The 25,811-nt window shown below is 42.6% G+C and carries 20 protein-coding genes; 7 read left to right on the top strand and 13 right to left on the bottom strand.

From position 1 onward, the window contains the following. Positions 1 to 32 precede the first annotated feature (32 nt). Entirely contained in the window at positions 33 to 476 is a 444-nt protein-coding gene (locus BT127_RS03175; RefSeq protein WP_075423590.1) for a GNAT family N-acetyltransferase, read from the bottom strand. Positions 477 to 485: 9 nt separating this feature from the next. Beyond that, on the bottom strand, positions 486 to 950 hold the full coding sequence (smpB, locus tag BT127_RS03170; RefSeq protein WP_075423589.1) for an SsrA-binding protein SmpB: 465 nt from the start codon (positions 948 to 950) through the stop codon (positions 486 to 488). A gap of 278 nt (positions 951 to 1,228) precedes the next feature. Here smpB and BT127_RS03165 point away from each other — a divergent pair, with 278 nt between their 5' ends. The 3 genes from BT127_RS03165 (at position 1,229) to nrdG (ending at position 5,151) form a co-directional block, all read left to right on the top strand. Then, on the top strand, positions 1,229 to 2,077 hold the full coding sequence (locus BT127_RS03165; protein ID WP_075423588.1) for a GDSL-type esterase/lipase family protein: 849 nt from the start codon (positions 1,229 to 1,231) through the stop codon (positions 2,075 to 2,077). A gap of 242 nt (positions 2,078 to 2,319) precedes the next feature. Then, entirely contained in the window at positions 2,320 to 4,641 is a 2,322-nt protein-coding gene (locus tag BT127_RS03160) for an anaerobic ribonucleoside triphosphate reductase (RefSeq protein ID WP_075423587.1), read from the top strand. A gap of 9 nt (positions 4,642 to 4,650) precedes the next feature. Next, entirely contained in the window at positions 4,651 to 5,151 is a 501-nt protein-coding gene (gene nrdG / locus BT127_RS03155) for an anaerobic ribonucleoside-triphosphate reductase activating protein (RefSeq protein ID WP_075423586.1), read from the top strand. Between the two features lie 345 nt (positions 5,152 to 5,496). On the opposite strand, the gene metG is transcribed toward nrdG, so the two are convergent. The 5 genes from metG to BT127_RS03130 all read right to left on the bottom strand — a co-directional run bounded on the left by metG (position 5,497) and on the right by BT127_RS03130 (position 11,760). Beyond that, positions 5,497 to 7,476 (bottom strand): methionine--tRNA ligase, encoded by a 1,980-nt coding sequence (gene metG, locus BT127_RS03150; RefSeq protein ID WP_082334880.1) that lies wholly within the window; start codon positions 7,474 to 7,476, stop codon positions 5,497 to 5,499. A gap of 164 nt (positions 7,477 to 7,640) precedes the next feature. After that, positions 7,641 to 7,880, bottom strand: coding sequence for an autonomous glycyl radical cofactor GrcA3 (grcA3, locus tag BT127_RS03145; protein WP_075423584.1), 240 nt, complete (start codon positions 7,878 to 7,880; stop codon positions 7,641 to 7,643). Between the two features lie 24 nt (positions 7,881 to 7,904). Beyond that, positions 7,905 to 8,123: a hypothetical protein gene (locus BT127_RS03140; RefSeq protein WP_075423583.1), complete on the bottom strand. Its 219-nt coding sequence runs from the start codon at positions 8,121 to 8,123 to the stop codon at positions 7,905 to 7,907. Continuing rightward, positions 8,123 to 10,237, bottom strand: coding sequence for a formate C-acetyltransferase (pflB, locus tag BT127_RS03135; protein WP_075423582.1), 2,115 nt, complete (start codon positions 10,235 to 10,237; stop codon positions 8,123 to 8,125). Before pflB ends, BT127_RS03140 begins: the two co-directional genes overlap by 1 nt. 254 nt (positions 10,238 to 10,491) lie before the next feature. Further along, entirely contained in the window at positions 10,492 to 11,760 is a 1,269-nt protein-coding gene (locus BT127_RS03130) for an AI-2E family transporter (protein ID WP_075423581.1), read from the bottom strand. Positions 11,761 to 11,923: 163 nt separating this feature from the next. Between BT127_RS03130 and BT127_RS03125 the strand changes: the two genes are divergently transcribed. Continuing rightward, positions 11,924 to 13,705 (top strand): sensor domain-containing diguanylate cyclase, encoded by a 1,782-nt coding sequence (locus BT127_RS03125; RefSeq protein ID WP_075423580.1) that lies wholly within the window; start codon positions 11,924 to 11,926, stop codon positions 13,703 to 13,705. A 26-nt stretch (positions 13,706 to 13,731) separates the two neighbouring features. On the opposite strand, the gene BT127_RS03120 is transcribed toward BT127_RS03125, so the two are convergent. From BT127_RS03120 to BT127_RS03105, 4 genes are all read right to left on the bottom strand, one after another. Continuing rightward, entirely contained in the window at positions 13,732 to 14,205 is a 474-nt protein-coding gene (locus BT127_RS03120) for a COG2426 family protein (RefSeq protein WP_075423579.1), read from the bottom strand. 130 nt (positions 14,206 to 14,335) lie between these two features. Then, complete coding sequence (gene ftsH / locus BT127_RS03115; RefSeq protein ID WP_075423578.1) at positions 14,336 to 16,171, bottom strand: ATP-dependent zinc metalloprotease FtsH; 1,836 nt, start codon at positions 16,169 to 16,171, stop codon at positions 14,336 to 14,338. 217 nt (positions 16,172 to 16,388) lie between these two features. Further along, positions 16,389 to 18,710: an FtsX-like permease family protein gene (locus BT127_RS03110; protein WP_075423577.1), complete on the bottom strand. Its 2,322-nt coding sequence runs from the start codon at positions 18,708 to 18,710 to the stop codon at positions 16,389 to 16,391. A gap of 13 nt (positions 18,711 to 18,723) precedes the next feature. Continuing rightward, a complete protein-coding gene (locus BT127_RS03105; RefSeq protein ID WP_075423576.1) occupies positions 18,724 to 19,410 on the bottom strand; it encodes an ABC transporter ATP-binding protein in 687 nt (228 codons plus the stop codon). A 161-nt stretch (positions 19,411 to 19,571) separates the two neighbouring features. Between BT127_RS03105 and BT127_RS03100 the strand changes: the two genes are divergently transcribed. Beyond that, complete coding sequence (locus tag BT127_RS03100; RefSeq protein WP_075423575.1) at positions 19,572 to 20,246, top strand: response regulator transcription factor; 675 nt, start codon at positions 19,572 to 19,574, stop codon at positions 20,244 to 20,246. Then, positions 20,243 to 21,229, top strand: coding sequence for a sensor histidine kinase (locus BT127_RS03095; protein WP_075423574.1), 987 nt, complete (start codon positions 20,243 to 20,245; stop codon positions 21,227 to 21,229). Before BT127_RS03100 ends, BT127_RS03095 begins: the two co-directional genes overlap by 4 nt. A 92-nt stretch (positions 21,230 to 21,321) precedes the next feature. On the opposite strand, the gene BT127_RS03090 is transcribed toward BT127_RS03095, so the two are convergent. Together BT127_RS03090 and BT127_RS03085 are read right to left on the bottom strand one after the other, a co-directional pair. Continuing rightward, complete coding sequence (locus tag BT127_RS03090; RefSeq protein ID WP_075423573.1) at positions 21,322 to 22,266, bottom strand: cell wall hydrolase; 945 nt, start codon at positions 22,264 to 22,266, stop codon at positions 21,322 to 21,324. A 565-nt stretch (positions 22,267 to 22,831) separates the two neighbouring features. Beyond that, the gene (locus BT127_RS03085) at positions 22,832 to 23,041 is read right to left on the bottom strand and encodes a DUF4236 domain-containing protein (RefSeq protein ID WP_175541906.1); all 210 of its coding nucleotides are present in this window, start codon (positions 23,039 to 23,041) and stop codon (positions 22,832 to 22,834) included. Positions 23,042 to 23,695: 654 nt separating this feature from the next. Here BT127_RS03085 and BT127_RS03080 point away from each other — a divergent pair. Next, positions 23,696 to 25,811 (top strand): choice-of-anchor A family protein (locus BT127_RS03080; RefSeq protein ID WP_139275383.1); only part of this gene is annotated, 2,116 nt, incomplete at its 3' end.

Here is a 25,811-nt window from a genome sequence, read left to right as displayed (position 1 = left end):
GGCAAAATCCTGTCATAGCTTGCTAACGATGATTATCTTTCGATCAGCCACTGAACAAAGGCTTTTTTGTCATTCGGATCATATCCTGCCCTCTCATAGAAATCAAGGGTGGATCTCTCTTTTGAACCTGTCATGAGCATCAGTCGTGTGCAGTTTTCACGCATTGCGATATCTTTTGCAAAATTCAGACAGGCGGTAGCTATCCCTCTTTTGCGGTAATCTTTATCGGTGATCACATTTTCCACTAAAGCGTAGGGACGCTGACCTCGTGTGAGATTCGGGATAATAATACATATACATGATGAAACTATTTTCCCGTCTTCTTCTGCGACGATAACGTGATGTGAATCATCAGACATAATAGTTTCCCACACGTTCAGAACACGTTTATCCAGTTCCGGAAAAGGATTGTCGTGGAGTTGCATATAGAGTGTGAGCAATCCTTCAAGGTCTGTTCTGACAGCTTCTCTAACCATACTCAGACCTCATTGATTACGTATCTTGATATTTCGGTCGATCTCACGTTTGGCGTCACGTTTAGCCATATCCGCACGTTTATCGTATAGTTTTTTACCTTTGCAGAGTCCCAGCTGTACCTTTACCCTTGAATCTTTGAAATAGAGGCTGAGTGGGATAAGAGAGAGACCGTCCTGTTTAAGAGTACCATACAGCTTGTTTATCTCACGCTTATGCATGAGGAGCTTTCTTACTCTCATTGGATCACGGTTAAAGATATTTCCTTTTTCGTATGGAGAGATATGCATACCTCTGATAAAGAGTTCGCCTTTATCCACGGAGCACCAGCTGTCCTTCAGGTTAACTCCGCCCTGACGGATAGACTTTACTTCGGTACCGACGAGTTCGATACCTGCTTCATATGTCTCAAGGACGAAATATTCGTGACGTGCTTTTCTGTTTTCGGCTATAGTTTTAGTACCTTTTGAACGCATTTTCACAGCTCCGATCATTAAAAATCACTGTTGTTACAGTCTTATACGTATTAATTATACTTTATTTTAATATGATTGTCAACTCGAATTATAATTAAAAGGGAAGCAAAAAGAAGAAATCCGCAGTCTGAATTTCGTGCGGATGAGAAAGTGGAGGTCTGAGATAAAAGTATATAATTTTACAAGAAAAAACTATTGCAAAATTCTCCGCAACAGGGTATAATAGAAAGGAAAGTGTTTTGAAAAACAATTGCCTTGTATGGCGGAGTGGAGATCATATGGAGAAAAAAAGAACTATACAGCGCAACACCGGTAAAAAAAGCGGAAAACCGAAAATGCGCTTCAATTTCTGGGTAATGGTACTTATCTTCGTTTTCTCGTTCCTTGCTTGTTTCGCCCTTTACATGCTTGCTGCGAACCTAAATGATAATTTCTTCAAGGACGAGTTCAACGCTACTGTAGCAGAGCTTGAAAGCCGAAAGGCGAATGAAGGTACAACTTCGGAAGCTTCCGAGGAACAGATAGAGGAAAAAACTGATACAGCAATAACAAATCCCGTACCACAGTCAGAGAAAGCTGACGGCAACTATCTTGAAGAAAGTGCGCTTTTTACTGACGGTACACTTCTCGGTATGGCGGATAACGGCGGATTCGGATATGTAGTAGGAAACGCTTCGCTCAATGCGAAAAACTGTACAACAGCCCAGGCTGACAGCAGTTTCGGAAGCGGTACACTTACAGAGATCGCAGGAAAGATGAAGCCCAAGAGACTGTATATAATGCTCGGAAGCGATATTACAACCGACAAGACCGATGAGATGATAAAAAGCTATCAGGAGCTTGTAACATCACTTAAGAATTCGCTTCCTGATACTAAGATATTTGTGATGCAGCTTCCGCCTGTACCGGAGGGATTCGAGACAGTAACCAATGAAAAAGTGAATGAATATAATACAAAGCTGCTTTCTATGGCAGATCAGGCAGGTGTATACTGTATCGACACCAACACAGCACTTAAGTCGGACAGTGGAGTATTGTCACCTGATTACTGGTCGATAGCAAACCAGAACTATACATCACAGTTATATTCAGTGCTTACGGACTACATACTTTCACATACTGTATAAATTATACCCAACACAATATATTGTGTTGGGTATTTTGCTTTCAATACTGTTTGTATAGATGTCGAAATATAGCGCTAAAAGCCGCAAAACAGGGTGAAAAGCATACAAAACACACAAAATTCTGACTGTAAATCGGCTCTTGATTGTCATAGTATCCAATTGACTTTATCCATGAATTGTTTTATACTTATATATGGTTTTGAAAATCGGAACACAATATATAGATTTCGGAGGTTGGAGTTATGATAATTCACATCATCAAGCGAGACGGCAGAAAAGTGCCTTTCAATATGGAAAAGATCGCTAACGCTATCTTCAAGGCAGCTCAGAGCTGCGGAGGTACAGATTTCAATGTGGCTATGGAAACTGCCGCTGACGTATGTACTACTTACGAGGCAGAGAATCCCGGTAAGGTGCCTACAGTTGAAGAGATACAGGACCTTGTTGAAAAGACTCTTATTGAAAAAGGACATGCCAAGACTGCAAAGGCTTACATTCTTTATCGTTATGAGCGTACACGTTCCCGTGAGATGAAGACCAACCTTATGTGTGTTCTGAACGAACTTACATTCAGCGCTGCAAAGGACAGTGATATCAAGCGTGAAAATGCAAATATCGACGGCGATACAGCTATGGGTACCATGCTTAAGTACGGCTCTGTTTCGGCTAAGGAATACTACGAGATGTACGTTCTTGAACCGAAGCATGCCAAGGCTCACCGTGAGGGCGATATTCACATCCACGATCTTGATTTCTATACTCTTACCACAACATGCTGTCAGATCGACCTGAAAAAACTTTTCACAAACGGTTTCTCTACAGGTCATGGCTATCTCCGTGAACCAAATGATATTTCAAGCTATTCAGCACTTGCATGTATTGCTATCCAGTCCAACCAGAACGATCAGCACGGCGGACAGAGCATACCTACATTTGATTACGCAATGGCTGATGGTGTTAAGAAGACCTACGCTTCAAGATACATCCAGAACGTTGCAAGAGCACTTTCCCTTATCGGCGGCGCAGAAAATGAGCAGGAGATCGCAGACAGCATAAAGAAGGAACTTTTTGAAAAGTATTCACTTAAGCCTGTTCTTGCTGACAACAACGGTTACAGTGAAAAGGAGAAGGAACTCCTCCTTAACTACACTGACGCTGATACAGTAGATAAAATACAGGCTTTCGCAAAGAAGAACGCTGAAAAGGAAACTGACAGAGCCACATATCAGGCTATGGAAGCTCTTATCCACAACCTCAATACTATGAACAGCCGTGCAGGCGCTCAGACACCATTCAGCTCCATAAACTACGGTACTGATACATCTCCCGAAGGAAGAATGGTAATAAAGAATGTTCTCCTTGCACAGGAGGCAGGTCTCGGAAACGGCGAGACTCCTATTTTCCCGATACATATTTTCAAGATAAAGGACGGCATCAACTACAATCCGACCGATCCGAACTATGATCTCTTCAAGCTGGCTTGCAGAGTATCAGCAAAGCGTCTTTTCCCGAACTTCTCATTCATCGACGCTCCTTATAATCTCCAGTACTATCACGAGGGAGATCCTGATACAGAGATCGCATACATGGGATGCCGTACACGAGTTATAGGTAACGTACACGATCCTTCAAGACAGGTAGTAACAGGCAGAGGAAACCTCAGCTTCACTTCTATCAACCTGCCGAGACTTGCTATCAAGGCTGACCACAATGTGGGACAGTTCTTCGACATGTTGGATGAGATGATGGATCTTGCTATAGATCAGCTTCTCCACCGTTTCAAGATACAGTCACAGAAGAAGGTAAGAAACTTCCCGTTCCTTATGGGACAGGGCATATGGATCGATTCCGATAAGCTTGCATCCGATGATACAGTGGGCGAAGTTCTCAAGCACGGTACTCTTTCCGTCGGATTTATCGGACTTGCAGAAGCTCTTAAGGCTCTGATAGGCTATCATCACGGTGAGAATGAGGATGCAAGAGAGCTTGGTATTGAAATAGTAACAGCAATGCGTCAGCGCCTTGATGAAGAGTCAAAGCGCACAGGACTTAACTTCTCACTTCTCGCAACACCTGCCGAGGGACTTTCAGGCAGATTTGTCCGCATGGATGCAAAGAAGTATGGTATAATTGAAGGCGTTACTGACCGTGACTACTATACAAACTCATTCCATGTACCTGTTTACTATCCGATCAGCGCATTTGAGAAGATAAAGATAGAGGCTCCGTACCACGAGCTTACCAATGCAGGTCATATCAGCTATATCGAACTGGACGGCGATCCGCTCGAGAACCTTGCAGCATTTGAAAAGATAGTACGCTGCATGAAGGAATCGGGCATAGGCTACGGCGCTATCAATCATCCGGTAGACCGTGATCCATGCTGCGGATACACAGGTATAATCGGCGAGACATGCCCATGCTGCGGACGTAAGGAACACGACGACAAGAATGTCGCATTTGACAGGATACGCCGTATTACTGGCTACCTTGTAGGTACTCTGGACAGATTCAATAACGGTAAGCGTTCGGAAGAACACGACCGTGTAAAACATAATGTGTAAGGTGATCTAATGGAACTCAGAATAGCCGGAACTGTCAACGATTCGATCGTTGACGGTCCCGGTATAAGATTCACGATATTTACTCAGGGCTGTCCCCACAATTGCAAGGGTTGCCACAATCCACAGACTCACGCATTTGACGGGGGAGAGCTGACAGATACTGATGTTCTTCTGGAGAAGATAAAGTCAAATCCGCTTCTGGACGGCGTTACATTCAGCGGCGGAGATCCATTCTGTCAGGCAATTCCGCTTGCGTATCTCGGAAGGCAGATAAAGGAACTTGGACTTAATATCGTGACATATACAGGATATGATTTCGAGGAACTCTATAAAAACCGTGAACATAACGGGTGGGGGGAGCTTCTTGAAGTTACGGATATACTCATCGACGGCAAATTCGTTGAAGAGTTAAGAGACTGGAACATAAAGTTCCGCGGAAGCAGTAATCAGAGATATATCGACTGCCCTGAGAGTTTAAAGCATGGTAGAGCGATAGAAGCAGAACCATAATGTATTTATCGGGGGAAAACCTTTCTGAGGAAAGGTTCCCTCTGGCGGAGGCGGTCCCCTCTGTCCTTCGGACATCTCCTAACAGGAGCGATGATCCTCTGTCAGCTTTGCTGACATCTCCCTACACTGTAGGGAGTTACCCCGCACTGCGGGGAGTCACCCCCGAACCCCTTTTCCATAGACTTTTTGCTTCAAATTTTCAGCCTGACATAGCACTTTATTACAGATAATTAAAACTGTAATACTAAAAGAGTGCTATGTCAGGCTGAAAATTTATAGTAAGAGTATTGAAACGAAATGAGGGAAACCCTTCTTCAAAAGAGTTCCCCTCAATGAATACATATGTCAGCAGATCTTTGAGCCTGCAGGGATAGTGTCGCTGAGCATGAGAAGCTCGAGCTTTTCTTCGCCGTTTTCCTTATGAACAGCAGAGAACAACATTCCGCAGGAATCGAGTCCCATCATCTTTCTTGGTGGCAGGTTAACGATAGCTGCAATTGTCTTTCCGACAAGCTCCTCAGGTTTATAGAATTCAGCGATACCCGACAGTATCTGTCTGTCTGTGCCTGTACCGTCGTCCAGAGTGAAACGCAGGAGCTTCTTGCTCTTCTTTACGTTCTCACAAGCCTTTACCTTAACTGCACGAAGGTCCATTTTTACGAAGTTATCGAACTCAACGAACTCCTCGGAAAGAGGCTCTGTTTCAACAGCAGCGGGACCTGCTTCCTTCTTTTTGAGTTCTGTTTCGATAGCAGCAAGCTCTTCAAGCTCCTTAGCAAGGTCGATACGAGGGAAGAGATTCTCACCGCTTACGACCTGAGCTTCCTTAGGAAGTCCTCCCCATACAGTATCATCCCATGTGCTCTTGTCCGAGCCTACCTGAGCTGTGATCTTTGCAGCAGTATCAGGCATGAAGGGAGTAAGAAGCAGTGAACAGATACGAATGGATTCAAGCAGATTGTACATAACGCATGCAAGGCGAGGGAGATTAGCTTCATCTCTTGCAAGTACCCACGGCTCGTTCTCGTCGATATACTTATTGGACATATCGATAACCTTGAATACCTCTGAAACAGCGTTCTGGAACTTATACTTCTCCATATAATCGGTATAAGTGTCTCTCAGAGCAGAAACGGCAGATATGAGATTATCGTCCTTTTCGGGGATGCTCAGCTGATCGGCAGGGAGCTTTCCGCCGAAGTATTTGTTGACCATTGCAACAGTACGGCTCACAAGGTTGCCGAGGTTATTAGCAAGGTCTGTATTTATACGGTTTATAAGGAGTTCATTTGAGAAGTTTCCGTCACTTCCGAACGGGAATTCTCTCATGAGATAGTATCTGATAGCGTCAACGCCATAGCGCTGAGCGAGGATCATCGGATCAACAACGTTAACAGTAGTATTCTCCTTACTCTTTGATATCTTGCCGCCGTCGATAAGAAGCCAGCCGTGACCAAATACCTTCTTAGGAAGAGGAAGCTCGAGGCTCATAAGGATAGCAGGCCAGATGATGGAATGGAATCTTACAATTTCCTTACCAACGAAGTGAACATCAGCAGGCCAGTAGCGGTCGAAGTCGTTATACTTGTCGTTCTCATAGCCGAGAGCGTTGATGTAGTTTGTAAGAGCGTCTATCCATACATAAACAACGTGCTTGTCATCGAAGTCTACAGGGATGCCCCATGAGAATGAGGTACGTGATACGCAGAGGTCTTCAAGTCCGGGATTGATGAAGTTATTGATCATTTCGTTCACACGGCTCTTAGGCTCAAGGAAGTCTGTGTTAAGGAGGAGATCCTTTATCTTATCCTGATACTTTGAAAGCCTGAAGAAGTAAGCTTCCTCCTCAGCCTCCTTTACTTCGCGTCCGCAGTCAGGACACTTTCCGTCAACGAGCTGACTGTCTGTCCAGAAAGACTCGCAGGGAACGCAGTATTTGCCTTTGTATTTGCCCTTGTAGATATCGCCCTTGTCGTACATCTTCTTGAATATCTTCTGAACCGACTTGCAGTGATAATCATCTGTAGTACGGATAAAGCGATCGTTTGATATATTCATCAGCTTCCAGAGGTCGAGAACTCCGCCGGGAGCAGAAACGATACTGTCAACGAACTCCTTAGGAGTAACGCCTTTTTCTTTGGCTTTTGTTTCGATCTTCTGACCATGCTCGTCTGTACCTGTCAGGAAAATAACATCAAAGCCGCGCATTCTCTTATAGCGAGCCATAACGTCTGTAGCAACAGTGCAGTAGGTATGACCTACATGAAGCTTGCTTGAGGGGTAATAGATCGGCGTAGTGATATAAAAAGTATCCTTCATAATCATCTTCCTTTTTAAAATAGTATTGCCTTTAAAGTATAGCATATTGCGCTGAAAAAGTCAAGGAAAGGACTTATTTGCAGTACAAATCATAGGAAAGAGTTCCCTGCTTTTATATCGTTCACGCAAAAAGGTCCGCTTCCCGAAGGAAACGGACCTTAGCTGTTTTATCAGAAGCTCTGGTGGAATGTACGAGAGATAACGTCGTCCTGCTGTTCTTTTGTGAGCTTTACGAAGTTAACTGCATAGCCTGAAACTCTTACAGTGAGCTGTGGGTACTTTTCAGGGTGAGCCTGAGCGTCAAGAAGAGTCTCACGGGTGAAAACGTTAACATTGAGGTGGTGACCGCCTTTTTCAACATAACCGTCGAGAAGCTCTACGAGGTTATCTATCTGCTTATCGTTTGCCATAATAATTATCCTCCTTAATATTTATCAGTCTTCATCATCGTCGATAGCGTCCTCGGTGGGCTGACAGCATGCGCCTTTAGAGCCGCATACGTCAGTACTTTTCACAGTGTCCACCTTAAGACCAACGCCATTTTCCGATGATACAATATTAACATGACCGCTGCCCTTTGACATTAACTGATCTATAAGTTCAGCAAGTTCATCGGGATCAGTGGGAGCTTTGATCGTATCCTGATCTTCCATTAGTTTTCTCCTCTGAGTGTTTCAAGGTCGAGATCGCCTGCAAATACCTGCATATCCTTACCGAGAGCATCAGGAACTATAGAGAATGTATTTGAGATACCGTCCTGAGCGTGGCGGAACGGGAGCTTTGCAACAGATGAAAGTGAAGCAACAGCACCGTGAGTATCTCTGCCGTGCATCGGGTTAGCACCTGGTGCGAGTGGAACGCCCTGCTTACGTCCGTCGGGAGTGTTACCTGTCTTCTTACCGTAAACAACGTTTGAAGTGATAGTAAGGATAGACATTGTAGGAACACCGTCACGGTAAGTGTGGTGCTTTCTGATCATATCCATGAATGTGCGTACAACTGTAACAGCGATCTGGTCAACACGGTCATCATTATTACCGTATTTCGGGAAGTCTCCTTCGATCTCATAGTCAACAACAACATTCTTGGCAACGTCAACTACATTTCCAGCCTTGTCCTTGATCTCAAGATCCTTGCGGATAGGCTTTACCTTAGCGTACTTGATAGCAGAGAGTGAGTCTGCAACAACTGAAAGACCTGCAATACCTGTAGCAAAGTAACGTTTAACATCTCTGTCGTGGAGAGCCATCTGAAGTCTTTCATAGCTGTACTTATCGTGCATGTAGTGGATAACGTTGAGGGTATTGACATAAAGACCTGCGAGCCATTCCATCATATCGAGGTACTTGTCCCATACGTCATTGAAATCGAGGTATTCAGTATCAACCGGTCTGTATTTAGGACCGACCTGAAGTCCGAGTCTCTCATCAACACCGCCGTTTATAGCGTAGAGAAGGCACTTTGCAAGGTTAGCTCTTGCACCGAAGAACTGCATTTCCTTGCCGACTCTCATAGAAGATACGCAGCAAGCGATAGCGTAGTCATCGCCGTGGATAACTCTCATCATATCGTCGTTCTCGTACTGGATAGAAGAAGTCTGGATAGACATCTTAGCGCAGTATCTCTTGAAGTTCTGAGGAAGCTTTGTGGACCAGAGAACTGTCATGTTAGGCTCTGGAGCAGTGCCGAGGTTTTCGAGAGTATGGAGGTAACGGAAGCTGTTCTTTGTAACAAGGTGATTACCGTCAACACCTACACCGCCGATAGACTCGGTTACCCATGTAGGATCGCCTGAGAAGAGTGAGTTGTACTCGGGAGTACGTGCGAACTTTACGATACGGAGCTTCATGATGAAGTGGTCGATAAGTTCCTGAGCCTGTTCCTCAGTGATGAGACCTCTTTCAAGGTCACGCTGGATATATATATCAAGGAAAGTAGATGTACGTCCGAGAGACATAGCAGCACCATTCTGCTCCTTGACAGCTGCAAGGTATCCGAAGTAGAGCCACTGTACAGCTTCCTTTGCATTAGCAGCAGGCTTGGAGATATCGAAACCGTAGATCTCGCCGAGCTTCTTAAGATCCTGGAGTGCGCGGACCTGTTCGGAAAGCTCTTCACGGAGACGGATGTTCTTAGAAGTCATTCTTACGAGAGAAGTATCTATCTGGTGCTTCTTGTCAGCGATAAGGATATCGATACCATAGAGGGCAACTCTTCTGTAGTCGCCGATGATTCTTCCTCTGCCGTAAGCATCGGGAAGACCTGTGAGTATAGCTGAATGACGAGCCATACGCATCTCGGGAGTATAAGCATCGAAAACGCCCTGATTATGAGTCTTTCTGTACTTTGTGAAGATATCAACTACCTCCTGATCGACTTCATAACCATACTCCCTGCAAGCCTGCTGAGCCATTCTGATACCGCCGAAAGGCTGGAGAGAACGCTTGAAGGGCTTGTCAGTCTGAAGGCCGACGATCTGTTCAAGGTCCTTGTTGAGGTAACCTGCACCGTGGGAAGTAATAGTTGATATGATCTTAGTGTCCATATCAAGAACTCCGCCTGCCTCACGCTCCTGACGAGAGAGGTCCATAACCTGGTCCCAGAGCTTCTTGGTAGCCTCAGTAGGTCCCTGGAGGAAGCTTTCGTCACCGTCATAGGGGGTATAGTTTTTCTTGATGAAGTCACGTACATTTACTGATGAATTACACCAGCGGCCATGTTCAAAGCCATCCCATTCTTTTGGAAATTCATTTAAATAGTGTAACATGATTGATCAGGACTCCTTTAAATATAATTTGCTATACATAATAGTATCACATTGTAGATTTTTTGTCAATCTCCTTGTTAGCCGAGTGCAATCGAATTGATCGCAATTTTTTTATTTTTCAGGAACACACGGTTGCTTTTCTGATAATTTTTGAAAAAAAACGGCAAAAAAACAGTAGCAATTGTCTAACTAATTTTTTTGCCGAAATAATTTTTTTTAAGTTTGTTTGACGTATTTGTGTAATAAGGAGAAATTTAATGCTTTTTATTCTGTTTGTTCTTATTATGTGCCGAACCTGAATTACGTATACGTTTTTCTTTTTTATTCTTTTTTGTCACTTTTGGAGTGTCAGTTTTTTTATCAGTGGAGACGTTGATTATACCTTTTTCCGCTTCTTTATTTTCAAGGCTGTCAAATACAAGTTTGTATACAGTAGCTGCAAGCGGGACACCTACCATCATTCCAAGGATTCCGAATAGTCCGCCTCCGACTGTAACTGCCGCAAGCACCCATATACCGGGGAGTCCGATAGAATTTCCGACAACCTTCGGATAGATGATATTACCTTCAAGCTGTTGGAGGATGATAAGGAAGATGATAAAAATAAGTGCCTGCATAGGGTTTTCCGTAGCGATTATGAAAGCACTTATACCTGCACCGAGGAAAGCCCCGACTATTGGGATAAGTGCGGTAACTCCGACGAGAGTACCGCTCATTCCTGCATACGGCAGACGAAGTATGGTCATACCTATGAAACAGAGCGAGCCGAGTATTATAGCTTCAACGAACTGTCCGATAAAGAAACTCTGGAAAGTTGTATTAGCGGTAGCGAATACGCGGTTGATGCGTGCATTTGTTTTCTCACTGCAGTAGACCTTTTGGAATCTTCCGATATCGCAAAGGAGTTTGTCTTTTCTCAGAAGAAGGTATATAGCGAAGATGACTGCGAGTACGATATTTGTGACTGTGCCCGTAAGAGCGCCGAGGAAGCCGACTGCCGAGCTGATTATTCCGAGAAGTCCCGATTTCAGTACACCTGTTACTTTTCCGGTAATAGAAGCCCAGTCTATCTGACTGGTATCAAATTCGTTAAATAGTTCGGTAGCCTGTGCCTGTATCTCAGGGTATTCTCTGAGCTTGTGGAGTATGTATTCTTTTCCTGTTACAACCAGCGGAGGTATCTTGGCTGAAATGAGTTTGACAGCATTGATAAGTTCCGGGATAACAATGTTCAGTATCAGTACTACCACACCAATTGCGATCAGAAACGAGATAACAAGACAAACGGGACGTCTCGAAAATTGGATGAAGCCTGTTTTTGTCTTTGGAAAAAAGTGCTTCTCGAACCAGCTTAGTATGATATTGAAAATGTAAGCTATTATAGCGCCAAGGATAAGCGGAGTAAGCGCCCCGAGAGCGATACCTGCGGCTTTTTCAACGAGTGCGAAGTGCTGGATGATATAGCATACGATTATTGCCGTAAGCCCGAAGGCGGCATAATGTTTTATTTCTTTTTTGTCCATTGGTTAAGATCTCCTGTAAGTTTATACACTATTATTATACACTATATATGTGAGGATTCAACATATAGATATGTTAATTTTTTGTTAATAAGTTGTGATGACTGTCTTGACCGTTATTTCCAATTGTGTTATAATATACTAAAATAACTGTTGGAGGTGCGTAATGGAACATTCTCTTGATAAGACAATTTGCAGGATAGGAAGAGTTGTTGTGGATGAAAGTCTGCATACTCAGAATGCAGATGAAGCGTTTTTTTCCTTTTTCGGCAACGATGCTATTTATTCTATACGCCGTACTATCGAGGAAGAGGACTATCCGCGCCTTGAAGAATCCCTTCGGCTTGCTGATATTGGCGGCATCCGCCGTACAGTTGTCCGTATGTGCGGTATCAGCGGTGAAATGAGCTGGGTACTTGCGTCCGTAAAGCGGATCACAGCAGAAGGCGAACCGCCGCTTTACGAGATAACTCTCAGTGATATCTTTTCATTGGGTGAGAGAACTTTTTCAGCTGAGAGAAGCGCTTCTGAACTCAGGTACTACCTCAGTCTTATCAGCGACCTTGCATTTGAATACAGCTTTGAAACGGGACGGATAAAGATATTTATGTTTGATGCCTGCCGTAGCATCACAATAGCTGATGAACTGCTTGATAAGTGGCAGAAGGATGCGATAGACTCAGGTATGATCCTTTCACGGTATACCGACACATTCAGCCGTTTATGTGATGATATAAGAAACGGAGTATACAGGTTCGATCACGAGCTTGAAACCTCGCTTCTGACATTCGGAAAAATCAGGGAAATGTGTCTTTTCAGGGGCGTTACGAGATACACCGAACCTAAAAAGAAACTTGTCAGCGGAATAATATCGGTAGTAAGCGCAAGACTCCGGACTAAAGAGATCAATCTTGCGATCGAAGCGAACAGAGATCAGCTCTCGGGACTTCTCAGCAAGAACACCGTTACTGCAGTTGCTATGGACATACTTGCAGGACGTCCTTCATATAACGTCAACCTTGTTATACTTGATATCGATGATTTTACGGACATCAATAAAAGCTACGGACATCTTTTCGGCGATGAGGTAGTTTATACAGTGGCAGGGATAATCAAAAAAGAGATAGGTGAGAGGGGATACGCAGGAAGAATAAGCGGAAGCAGTTTCCTTATTATAATAGAAGACACAAGAGACGAGACCGATCTTCGCGGAATCCTTAGGGCAATACGCACTAATACAGAATCCGCTTTTTCCGAACGAGCAGATAATTTTCAGATGACGTGTTCCATGGGTATTTCAACTTATCCCGTAGACAGCACAGAATATGATGAACTTTTCATGCAGGCTGATAAAGCCCTGTATATAGCGCAGCAGAAGGGTAAGAACAGGTACGTTATCTACGACATAGAGAAGCATGGACCTGTAGAGAAGGACATAGAAAACAAAATAGCTTTCCTCAGCAGCAAGAAGGATGCTACGGAAAAGCTTGTGTTTGCAGGTGATATCGCAGAATCCCTTGTTTTCGGAAGCCTTCCCGATATTTCGGTACTTCTTGAACAGATACGCAAGGAGTTTGCAATAGATGATATATGCATATACGCAGGCAATGAAATGAACCTGATACTCAGCTGCGGAAACAGTAACTCGAAGAGAGCGGCATATCTCCTTGAAAATCGTTATACCGAACGTTTTTCGGGAGACGGTATCTTCACTATCGATAATGTAAACGAGCTTGAAGGACGTGATGATAATGCGTTTGCACAGCTTACCGCTGAGAATACAGGCGGAGCGGTGCAGTATCTTATGACTGATGAAAGCATAGTAAAGGGAATGATCTCGTTCTGTTACATAGGACGTTTCAAGAAGTGGTCGGTCACAGATCAGAATTACTTTGCAATATTGGGACGGATGATATTTGCGATACTGAAACGTCAGGCGTTCATATAACAAAAAAGAGCCATATGGCTCTTTTTTTACTTTATAGCTGTAAAAGCGGAAACTCCTGCAAGTGTAAGAACTGTGATTATGATCGCAGCAAGGAGAACTCCGCAGGTAACTGCAAGAATACTTTTCTTGAAATCGAGATCAAGGAGACTTGCAGCAAGAGTGCCTGTCCATGCTCCTGTTCCGGGAAGCGGAATACCAACAAAGAGGAGAAGTGCAAGGAACATTCCCTTACCTGCTTTTTCCTGAAGCTTTTCACCGCCGTGGTGTCCTTTTTTCAGACACCAAGAGAAGAATTTACCGATAACAGGCTTGTCCTGTCCCCATTCAAGCACCTTTCTTGCAAAGAAGAAGATAAAAGGCACAGGGATCATGTTACCGATCATACTTATAAGAACAGCCTGCTGCCAGGGCACACCATTTGCAACTCCAATCGGTATAGCGCCGCGGAGTTCAACGATAGGCACCATAGATACAAGAAAAGTTAGAATGTATTTCCACATATTATAGACTCACTTTCATATTTATTCCTAAGATATTATCGCATTTTTTCGGTAAATAGTCAATAGTTTGCGTAAAAATCGGCAAAATCCCGATAATCAGGTAGAATTATCGGGATTTTTGTTAAATTTATCAGACGGTAACAGGACTTTCGGAGTTCAGTATCCCCATGAATTCGTCACCTGTGATCGTTTCTTTTTCAAGGAGATAGTGTGCAAGTTCATGAAGCTTTTCAATGTTCTCACGCAGTATCATTATAGCTTTCTCGTGAGAGCGTTTTACAATATTGTTGACCTCATCATCGATCTTTGAAGCCGTTTCGGGAGAGCAGGCGAGAGTAGGATCTCCGCCGAGATACTGGTTTGAAACAGTTTCAAGCGCGATCATATCAAATCCAGAGCTCATTCCGTAACGTGTGACCATTGCCCTTGCAAGCTTTGTTGCCTGTTCTATGTCATTTGAAGCTCCGCTTGTACAGCTGTTGAAGATCAGTTCTTCTGCGGAACGTCCTCCTGTAAGAGTACATATCCTTGCAAGTGCTTCTTCCTTGGTCATAAGGAACTTTTCTCCCTCGTCCACCTGCATAGTGTAACCGAGTGCACCCGAGGTACGTGGTATAATTGTGATCTTATGTACGGGAGCGGAATTCTTCTGTTTTGCAGCAACAAGAGCGTGACCTATCTCGTGGTATGCTATTATTTCCTTTTCCTGCTGTGAGATAACTGCGTTTTTACGCTGATAACCGGCGATAACCACTTCTACGCTTTCTTCAAGGTCAAACTGATTCACGGATTTTCTGCCGCCTCTTACTGCTCTGAGTGCGGATTCGTTGATTATGTTTGCAAGCTCTGCACCGGACGCACCTGCTGTAGCTCTTGCAATAGCATTGAAGTCGATATCGCTGTCATATTTGATTTTAGCTGCGTGGACTTTAAGGATTGCTTCACGTCCGCCAAGATCAGGAAGCTCAACCGGAATTCGTCTGTCAAATCTTCCGGGACGGAGAAGTGCGGGATCAAGTGACTCGGGACGGTTTGTAGCTGCAAGAATAACAACTCCTTTTTTACCGTCAAAGCCGTCCATCTCGGTCAGAAGCTGGTTCAGAGTCTGTTCACGCTCATCATTGCTGTTGATACTGCCGTCACGCTTTTTACCGATGGTATCGATCTCGTCAATAAATACGATACATGGAGCTTTTTCATTTGCCTGCTTGAAGAGGTCACGAACCTTTGCCGCGCCCATTCCTACAAACATCTCAACGAACTCCGAGCCGGATATTGAGAAGAAGGGGACATTAGCCTCACCTGCGACTGCCTGAGCGAGAAGTGTCTTACCTGTACCGGGAGGTCCTACAAGGAGAGCACCTTTGGGGAGAGATGCTCCGATTTCAGCATATTTTTGCGGATTATGAAGAAAATCGACAATTTCTTCGAGTGCCTCCTTTGCCTCGTCCTGACCTGCAACATCGTTAAAAGTTTTGCCTGTCTGTGCCTTTACATAAATCTTGGCGTTACTTTTACCAAAGGTCATTGCATTGGTTCCGCCCATTCGGCTGGTGATACCCTTGAACAGTACATTGCTCAGTACTATTATAAATATAAAAGGGAGAACCCAGCTTACAAGAAAAGTAAAAAGTGCGTTGTCCTTCTGATAATTTTTTGTAAATACAATTTTACTGTTCTCGTGAAGGCGTGAAACAAGATCGGGATCGTCCATAGCACCTGTTACGTAGCTATGAAATTTTCCGCTTTCATCTCTAACCTTGAAGTGGACCTCGGTATCATCGAGTTTAACTTCAGTTACGTTTCCCTCATCCACTTGCTCTAAGAAATAGCTGTAGTCTGTTTCGGTAACTTTGCTGTTGCTTATCATAGGAAGCAGAACAGCATTGAATACCAGAAGAAGAATAAGGGAAATGGTCAGATAGATGAGCACCTGTTTCAGAATATTGTTTTTATCATCCTTCATATTTATCAACTCCTTTTCGTGTGACAAAATTATAACACATCTAAGGCGAAAAAACAACTGTAAAATTGTGATAATTGTGATAGATAAATGAAAGGACGCACAGAGTACGTCCTTTGATAATAAATGTAAAATTAAAATTGCAATTTCTGTATAATAAATTTTACTTTGTATTATTTATTATACCGGTTCTTATGTATAATTAATTTGCATGTAAAATTTATTCTACCATTTTCATCCTGTCGATGAGTCCTCTTTTCTGCATACTCCTAAGTGTTATCAGCGTGGAAACTATAGCAATTATAAGTGCAGCAACAGATGCAACAGCGATTACTGGGAATGGAGTTCCGATATTAACATTCATATAAGTGAACATTTCATCTGCATCCAGCTGTACCGCTTTGAGGAATGCTTTGGTACCTAACATTGTTGCTGAGCTTATGATAACCGAACCGATCGCAGCCGGAATCACATACTGTAAACATTCTATGATGCTTTCCTTGTAGAGCTGACCTTCAGTCATTCCTACGCACTGCATGGAAGCTATTTCCGAGTTTCTATTGATAAGTCCCGTGGTTATTATGTTTATCATATTAACAGCTGCGATAAGAGCAATTATGACACTGAGGAAAGCAACTGCCGTTCTGATTATGAACATTTCAAGGTCAGCTTCAGTTTTTATCTTGCGCCAGTCTATGTCCAAAGTCACGTAATGACTATTATCGAGGTAGTGAAGAGCTTCGTTTACGTCGTCACTGTCTTTCAGATCACAGCTGATAAGGTAGTTGAAAGGCGTGAAATCATAGTAGTATGAATGATCGTTTTTTTCGTATCTGTCTACTGTACTTACAAGAATGGCATTCAAGTAGGTATCTTCAGCGAGGTTTATCCGCGGATTAATAATATCATCTGCATTTAATTCGGAGACAATATCGAAATTCTGTTCGTATGTTTTTTTGCTTGTACGTCTCTTGTTTGATTCGTCCATATTTATCCGGGATGAAGATGTTTTTACTTCTTTTTTCTCATCTTCGCTCATTTTTTCATACTCTTCATCTGAAATGTTATGCACGAAAGTGAGTTCTAATTTCAGATCCTCTATTTTATCGTTTTTGATCTGTTCTTTATTTCGCTGACTGATGAGTAAATATCCTTTTTCTGTCATTTCGTCATAGGAAATACCTGTTTTTTTCTCTATGAATTTATTGTATTTTTCTCTTGTTACATATTGTATCTCACAATGTCCTGACAATCCGGTTTCTTCTTCGTTAGTTATTTTGCCGTTATTTCCGTAATCGTAATTAATGTTTTTAAAATAGCCTGAAGCTTCAAGCTCCTTTACAGCGTTTGAAAGAGCGAGCGGATCATCTAAGCTGTTGTAGGATTTATCGTTAGTCACATGTATAAGCCGCAATTCAAAGTCTTGAAAGTCTTCCTGACCGAACAAGCCGATATTAGAGATATTCATCATACTTGTGAAAGCTTTCATAACGATGGATGAGCTTGATATCAACGTTATAGAAACAACGATCGATAACAATGTAATGATATAGCGTTTTTTCTGTCTGCGGACGTTGCGTGAAGCAAGCTTTCCTTTCCAGCCGAATAGAACTCCGAATAGTGAATGTTTCTTTACCTTGACTATCTTGTTGCTTCTGTTGCTTATAGCCTGTATGGGGCTCATTTTGATTATTCTCATGCCTACGCCGTATGCAGAGAAAAGAACCCATACAACGGAAAGTGACGCTGCTGCTGCGAGCGCAAGCCAGGAAATGTGGAAATGAATAAGTTCTTCGGTTTTTTTCACGGTTAAAAGCTCCTGAAGAAGTCCGCTATTTATGACGTTGTGATACGCTATATAGGACAGACCTACGCCCAGTGCAGTGCCGAGGGGAACAGCAGCTATGCACTGAAAGATTGCTTCGGATGTTATTATGCGTACTATCTGCTTAGGTGTTGCACCAACGGACTGAAGAACACCGAACTGTTTCTCTTTCTCCTTGGATGACACTTCAAAAGCTGTATCGATTATCATTCTGAGGCATGAAGCGAAAAACAGCGCAAATATGTATAGGAGACATATAACCGTGAGCCAGTTGAAGCGAGCCGTATCATCAATGAGGTCTTTATTCATCAGTGGACGGTTTATCTCGAACTTTCCTTCATCGGTTATATTGAATCCAAAGTCATATTTAGCGAACAGTTCGTCAAGATAGACGTTTATATCCTTGATACCTTTTTTCAGCATTATCCTTGCAGAGGAGCGGCGCTGTATATCATTAGGGATAGGTTTTAGCTTAATAGACTCTATCATGGATTCTTTAGCGAGCTCAGAAGCCTGTTCAGTGGTTATCTCGTAGATAAGCACGTGATAGGGAGTTTTATCATATGTAACGGCTCTGGAGCATTTGGATACCGTTGTAAAACAGGTGAAGACCATTGCCATAAAGGCTGCTGCGATAGCTATACTGCATATAGTCAGGAGCGTGTGGCGTTTCTGGGAGAAAATATACCGTCTTGCAAGAAGTCGTTCAAATTTCATTGTATATCCCTCCTTACTTGATACCTGTGGTCACATCACGCACGATCTTACCGTCTGATATGGTGATTATACGGTCGCACTGGAGGGCAATATTCTCGTCGTGTGTGATGATAAGTATAGTCTGGTCGAATTCACGGTTGGACTGACGCAGCAGAGAAATTATTTCGGCAGAATTCTTGCTGTCAAGATTACCTGTTGGTTCGTCCGCGAGAATTATCTGGGGAGAAGTGAACAAAGCGCGTCCTATCGATACACGCTGCTGCTGACCGCCTGATAGCTGGGATGGAAGATGATGCCGTCTTTCTTCTATGGAAAGCAGTTTCAGGAGCTGTTCAAGACGTTCCTGGTCAGGCTTTCTGCCGTCCATAACAGACGGAAGTGTAATATTCTCCTCTGCGCTGAGGACGGGTATAAGGTTGTAGAACTGGTATATGAGTCCGACCTGTCTGCGGCGGAATATAGCAAGATTTTTGTTATTCTGAGCGTATACATCCTGCCCGTCGAGAAATACCTTACCAGAAGTGGGACGTTCTACACCGCCGATAACGTGAAGTAATGTTGACTTACCCGAACCGCTTGGACCGATTACAGCGGTCATCTGTCCTTTTGGGACAGTAAATGATACATTATCAAGTGCTTTAACTTCATTTTCGCCTTTGCCGTATGTTTTACAAAGGTTTTCGATTTTTAACAGTTCCATTTTATTACCTCCGTAGAAGTTATTTTATGATCATATTATAACATATGAGAATAACATTTGTGTGACTTTTAAATTACAATTATGTCACTTTCGTTGAGAACAGCCTTGAAAGAGGTGCAAAAATATGCTATAATCAAAGCAGAGAAAAGGAGGGGATAATGATGCCTTTGATACTCATCGTGGAGGATGACGAAGACCTAATGCGAAATTTGACCAAGTTTTTAGCTTCTGAGGGCTATCAGACTGCTTCGGCGTGTGGAGAGTGCGACGCAAAAGAAGCTTTGAAAAACGGCAATTTTGACTGCGTTTTGCTCGACCTATCACTTAAGGACGGAAATGGCTTCTCAGTCTGCTCATATATCAAGGAAGAAATGAACATTCCGGTTATATTTCTTACTGCTTCGTCAGACGAATCCTGTACGGTAGCAGGCTTCAATCTTGGAGCAGATGACTATATAAGCAAGCCTTTCAGACCTCGTGAGCTGCTTGCTCGTATCAAAAACGCCATGAGAAAGTACAATAAAACTGAAACAGTGTACAGATGCGGCAACGTGGTTCTCGACCAGACAAGAGGCATGGCATCCAAAAACGGACAGGACCTGTATCTTTCAGCGCTGGAGTACAGATTGTTGCTTATTCTTATGTCCAACAAGGAGAAACTCATGTCAAGGGACAGGATAGCTGATGAACTCTGGTCCTATTCGGGGGAGTTTGTGTCGGACAATACACTGAACGTATATATGAAGCGATTGCGTGAAAAGGTTGAGGATGATCCCCAGCACCCGAAAATAATCATTACAGTCCGCGGATTGGGCTACAAGGCGGTGGACAGATGAGCAGATTGCCTTTTGCAGTGTATTTTATACCGATAATCGTCGGAGCCGGAATATGCATGTATATCAGCGTTCCATGTGCAGTTGTGCTTATTGTTGCTTCACTCGTGATACTCGGGATACACGCTGTTGAAATGTTACTGAGGAAAAAATGCGTACTTGAAATGTGCAAAGAGATAGACAGTATACTCATGGATGCAGAGCGCTTCAGGATATCGGATTACAGCGAAAGCGAGCTGAGTCTTCTTGAAACAGAGATCAATAAAATGACCATTAAACTGCGTGAACAGAATGCGAAGATAAGCGAAACTAATATGCTTCTGAAAGAGTCGATGGAAGATATCTCACATCAGCTTCGTACCCCTTTGACGTCCATGATGCTGCTTGTAGATATGCTGCATGATCCGCAATTAGGGAACAGCGAACGAAGACAGTACATAAATGAGATAGGACAGCTCAACGATCACATGAAATGGCTCATAGAAACACTGCTGAGCCTGTCACGTCTTGAAGCAGGTGCAGTGACGTTCAACAAGGAGCATATCAGCAGCAGTGAACTTGTAAGAAACACAGTTGAACGTTTCATGATCTCCGCAGAAGTAAAGGGAGTTGAGCTAATTACGGAAACGGAAGGGGAGCCGTATATTGATTGTGATATCAGGCAGACTTCCGAGGCTATAGGAAACCTGTTGAAAAACAGCATAGAACATACAGATGCGGGCGGGACAATAAAAGTATACTGCTATGATAATGCTATATATTCGGGAATAGAGATCTCCGATACAGGATGTGGCTTCACTGAGGAAGAAATTCCGCATGTTTTTGAGCGCTTTTACCGAAACGGTGAACGAGAAAAGTCTGGGTTCGGCATAGGTCTTGCGTACTCGAGGAAGGTTATCGTTTCGCAGAATGGCAGTATACAGGCAAAAAATACAGCTTCACACGGAGCTTTGTTCGATATCAGATTCTATAAGACAATAATTTAGGCGTACAGAAAGATCTGTACGCCTGTTTTAATAAATAAAAATGACTCCTTGCGGAGTCATTATCGCTTGTACATATTACCCGAATACCCGAATCATGAGAAGTGGTTATTGCGTCCGTCACCGTAGAAGCTTAAGTATCCCTGAGTGAAAGACGAGGGTTCATTAAAGTAAAGGTTTACAGCGTTCTTAACACTTTCGGTCACCTGACCTGTAAATGTTCCGGAATAAACGTAGCTGGAAGAACCGCTGAACTGGTAAGGCTGTGTAAGCACGCCTTCGATGCTGTTTGGATAAAGTGAACTGTTGACACGGTTCATGATAACTTCAACAACATAAGCCTTCTGGTACTCATCTATCCAATAAGAACCGGCTTCGTGTGCAACTGCATTGCAGAGCATTATGTACTCACTGTCTGAGATAGGGAGTGAATTAGTCGAAGCGGCTTCTGCTGCATTGTTCTGAACAGGCTCCTCAACAACAGGTGCAGGAGTTTCTGCCTGTACAGGTGTTTCAACAGGAGTATCTGCAACAGGTTCTGCATAAACAATTTCAGTATAAGCTGAATTGTCTTCTGAATAAACAGGCTCATCATAGGAAACAACACGTTCCGGAACGGTTTCCTGGATATCTGCCTGAGTTGCGGTCACTACCGGAACAGTTTCATAAGCAACTGTTGTGACAGTGGACCAATCTGTAGGAACATTTACCGCCTCTGTTACAGCCATAGTAGTTTCAACAGGAGCGGAATAAGTAACTTTGTTTGAAGTAGAATAGGCGCTATAGGAATAGCCTGCCTTTTTATTAGTCGCCTTAGTAGTGGTAGTTACTTTGCTTGATTTGGTTACGGCTGTTGTTCTGATCGAAGTAAATGCAGCGGAGTTTGCGAGTTCTTCGTTATTAACTTCATAGACCTCGACGCTGCTCTCTGGGTCAGCATTGCTGACAATAGGTGCTTTAGCATAAACAGCGAAGAAGCTGCCGAAGATGCATGTTGTAACACTTCCAAAGATCATGGCTGCAGTTTTAGCTTTTCTCATCAACTCATCCTTTCCTCGAAAAGCATTCGTATTTACCCCTTTTTCGGGATGTGACTATAATACCACATTTGCTCGGATATGGCAACACTTTTCAAAACTTTTCCATTTTACAACCAAAAAGTTTTCAACAAATTCCCATAACTTGTGAAAAGTAACGTAAAAATAGTTAAGGAATTATTAACATTAAATTGACGAAAGATGAACTTTTCAAATTAAAAAACAACCAATAATTACAAACCTGTAACAATCGTAACGAAAAGTTGTTCAACATTTCGTAATAATTAGAGGCGTTTATACGTCACAAATAAAACTGTTTGCTTCTTGTATGTCACAAATGCCTAAACACCGTTACGGCACTCAGACTAACAGAAAATGTTGAGATTGTGGAATTGTTTTCACGCTGTAATAATTTGAAAATTGAAATAAAATGCGTGCGGGGTTTAAGCGTGAAAAATGTCAAGAATTCAAGATTTGCTGAAATAAATGAACGAATGACAAACAACCGCAATTTCTGGTCAGTGTACTTATGGCAAAGAAAAGACCGAATTATCGGTCTTTTCTGGGATTATTTTTTTGGCTTTTTCCCTCCGTTTTTCAAATCGTCGAGTTTAGCATCATATGAAATACCTGTTCCGGGAAGACTTGCGGTGACTTTTTTCTTGTTGAGTGTCAGTTTGAGTTTCTTTCCGCCGATCGTTACACTCGGACCTGTTTTGTTTGCGTTGATCTTCAGGAATTTTCCGAGCTTGATACTTTTTCTGAAATGTAATCCCATATTTAAAACCTCCATTTGAAATTTATACTATTATAATAGTATAGGAAATATTAATCCGGGTTTATACTATTTTAATAGGGATGATTTTTTCGAAGTCACTTCAGCTCTGAAAGCTGATGCATAATGTCTATAATCATTCTATCACAATAAGTTCTTTATTGCAATAGTATTATTTTATATAAATGTTTTTTCAAATTTTTATTTAAACCGATAATTTTTAGAACAGATAGGATAGTTTGTGATATTTTATTGTCTCAATATTGAAAAAGTTATATTAATTGATAACGGTTGAGAGATATATTTCCGATAAAGCGTATAATAATGCGTTAGTGTACTGATAAAGATTAAACTTTAGCGTTGTATTTTTATTTTTAAAATATACCAAAGGTATATAATTCTGTGTAAAATGCTGTAAAACTGATGTAATTCAACAAATATTTCCGACAAATTTAATGCATTTCAACAAAAATCGTTTTTCACTTAAAAAAATTGCAACAAACTATTTATTTTACATGAATTTAGTGATATAATATAGGTATAAAGGACAACTGCGGGGCTATAGAGTTACGGACAAGTAATTCCCGTTTTGATCCGGAAACCATACGTCAACAAACCAAGAGAGACAGAAAAAAACATTTCAAGGAGGATTGAACCATGAAGAAATTGCTAAATCCTGTCGGGAAACCGATAGGTAGGCGGTGGCTCAGCGGAATCGCTTCTGCGGCTCTCGTCTTAACAAGCGTATTTTCGAGCACGGTTTCAGGTGCGGAAGGCGATGGCCCGCCTGCTGAATTGCCGTCTCCCAAATACAATGGCTCATATGAAGTTGAAGACCTCTTGTCCAACTTCCAGATCTTCACCCGCGGTGACGCTACACAGATGAATGACACCATAGGCGCGGTTGCAGTCGGCGGAACTGGTAAGATTGGTCCTTTCAGCAAGGCCGGTACAACTTCGAGCTACATAAAGAACGTTGATCCTTCAGCCGGACTCAGTTTCGAGCATAACGATCAGTTTATTAACGGCGACTTTGCAGAGAATTACGAAAACGTACAGTTCTACTACAATACGTCTGTAGGTGATGCTTCGATAGATGAAGGCCAGAAGATCAAGGGCGATTATATTGATTTCAACAAAGCATTCCAGAAAATCGAACAGTGGTCAAAGGACAAGAAAGAATCTCCGACAGCTTGGGTAGTGACCAGAGATGATATTACTCATCCGGGTGGAAGACCCGCAATAGAGTTGGGCGCTACTACTCCTAAAGAAGTTATCATTCCTGCTGATATTTTTAAAGAAATCAATCAGATCAAATTTACTGGTACTCCTGAAGAGATAGCTACAAGAGGGTATTCAATTACTATTCCTGATATGGATGAAGTTAACTTTTATTTTGGTATGATACCCAGCGAGCCTCATGAAGGACGTGAACTTCCTGATCCTGAAACACAGGTTAGTATTACGTTTAATGACGGGGGTAAGGATTCCACATTCTTCCATGATATTGATCGAAATGGTTACAGTGCAACACTTGAGTCAAACATCGATGTCGGAATGAATTTGGTATGGAATATACCTGATGCACAAAATGTATCTACAGCTTTCTTATCAGGCCATATAGTTGCTCCTAAAGCACATGCAGAACTTTGGAGCGGTAACGGTGAAGGTAACTTCATTTGTGATTCATTCTATGATAAAGGATCCGAAACTCACTTCTATCCTTACAATTCTTACACAAAGAATATTGCTGTAAAGGCTAAGAAGACTTGGACAGACGGCGATACAGTTGATCACTCTAATGATGTTATCGATGTAACATTATACAGAGTTAAGTCAACAGCTAACACAACAGATATCAATGAGATCGTTGCTAAAGCTAAGCCTATGCCTGAGAAGAGTGAGGTACCTGCAGAGGGAGAAGTTGAGCGTATTGCTCAGGAGAAACAGGCACGTGAAGATGCTAAACGGCAGATCAGGGAGAAATATCTTGAAGCAGTTAATGAAGCTTTGAATAATGATAATCCGGCGGCTAAGTTTACTTTTGAAAGATCTGACATGTCATATTCTGCTATTATCGGTGATGATGGTTCAATATCAATTCCAAACCCTCCTGGTACTATTAAGGCTACTTCCATTGATGAGGACACAGGCTCAATCAGAGTTACTGTTCCTGACGGCGATAATACTTATTCATTTAAAAAGAATGTTGGATATGTGTGGGATGGCGGAACATCAGATACGCTTTTCTCGATTACATCCAATAAGGGTAAGGTTGTAAGTATGACTTATACTGATTCTGAATCAGGTGAAGAAGTTACGATCAATGTCCCTGAAGTAAATTACATCGTTCAGATGGAAGCTAACGATCCTGATATCGTTAAGGTAAGCACACAGCAGATGGGTGCAGATGTTATCCTTGATGGTTCAGGCGAGTGGACTTACAGATGGGATGTTCTTCCTAAGCAGGATGCAGACGGCAACGAGTATAAATATTATGTAGTTGAGTCACCTGTTCCCGGTTACACTGCTACTTACAGTGGCAACGGCATAAGCGGTGAAGAGGGCGAAGTTGAAATTACAAACGCTCCCGGTGATGCACCTGTTGTAACAACTGCAACCACTGAGGCTGCTACAACAGCTTCTACAACTACTACATCTACAACTACAGAGGCTACAACAAGCACAAGTACTTCAACAAGTACTGAGGCTACAACAAGTACAAGTACTTCAACAAGTACAGAGGCTACAACAAGTACAAGTACTTCAACAA

The sequence above is a fragment of the Ruminococcus sp. XPD3002 genome, assembly GCA_900119535.1.
GTDB lineage: Bacteria > Bacillota > Clostridia > Oscillospirales > Ruminococcaceae > Ruminococcus > Ruminococcus flavefaciens_H.
Note: the sequence above shows the minus strand (reverse complement) of the source record. Positions and strands in the feature narration are given on the sequence as shown.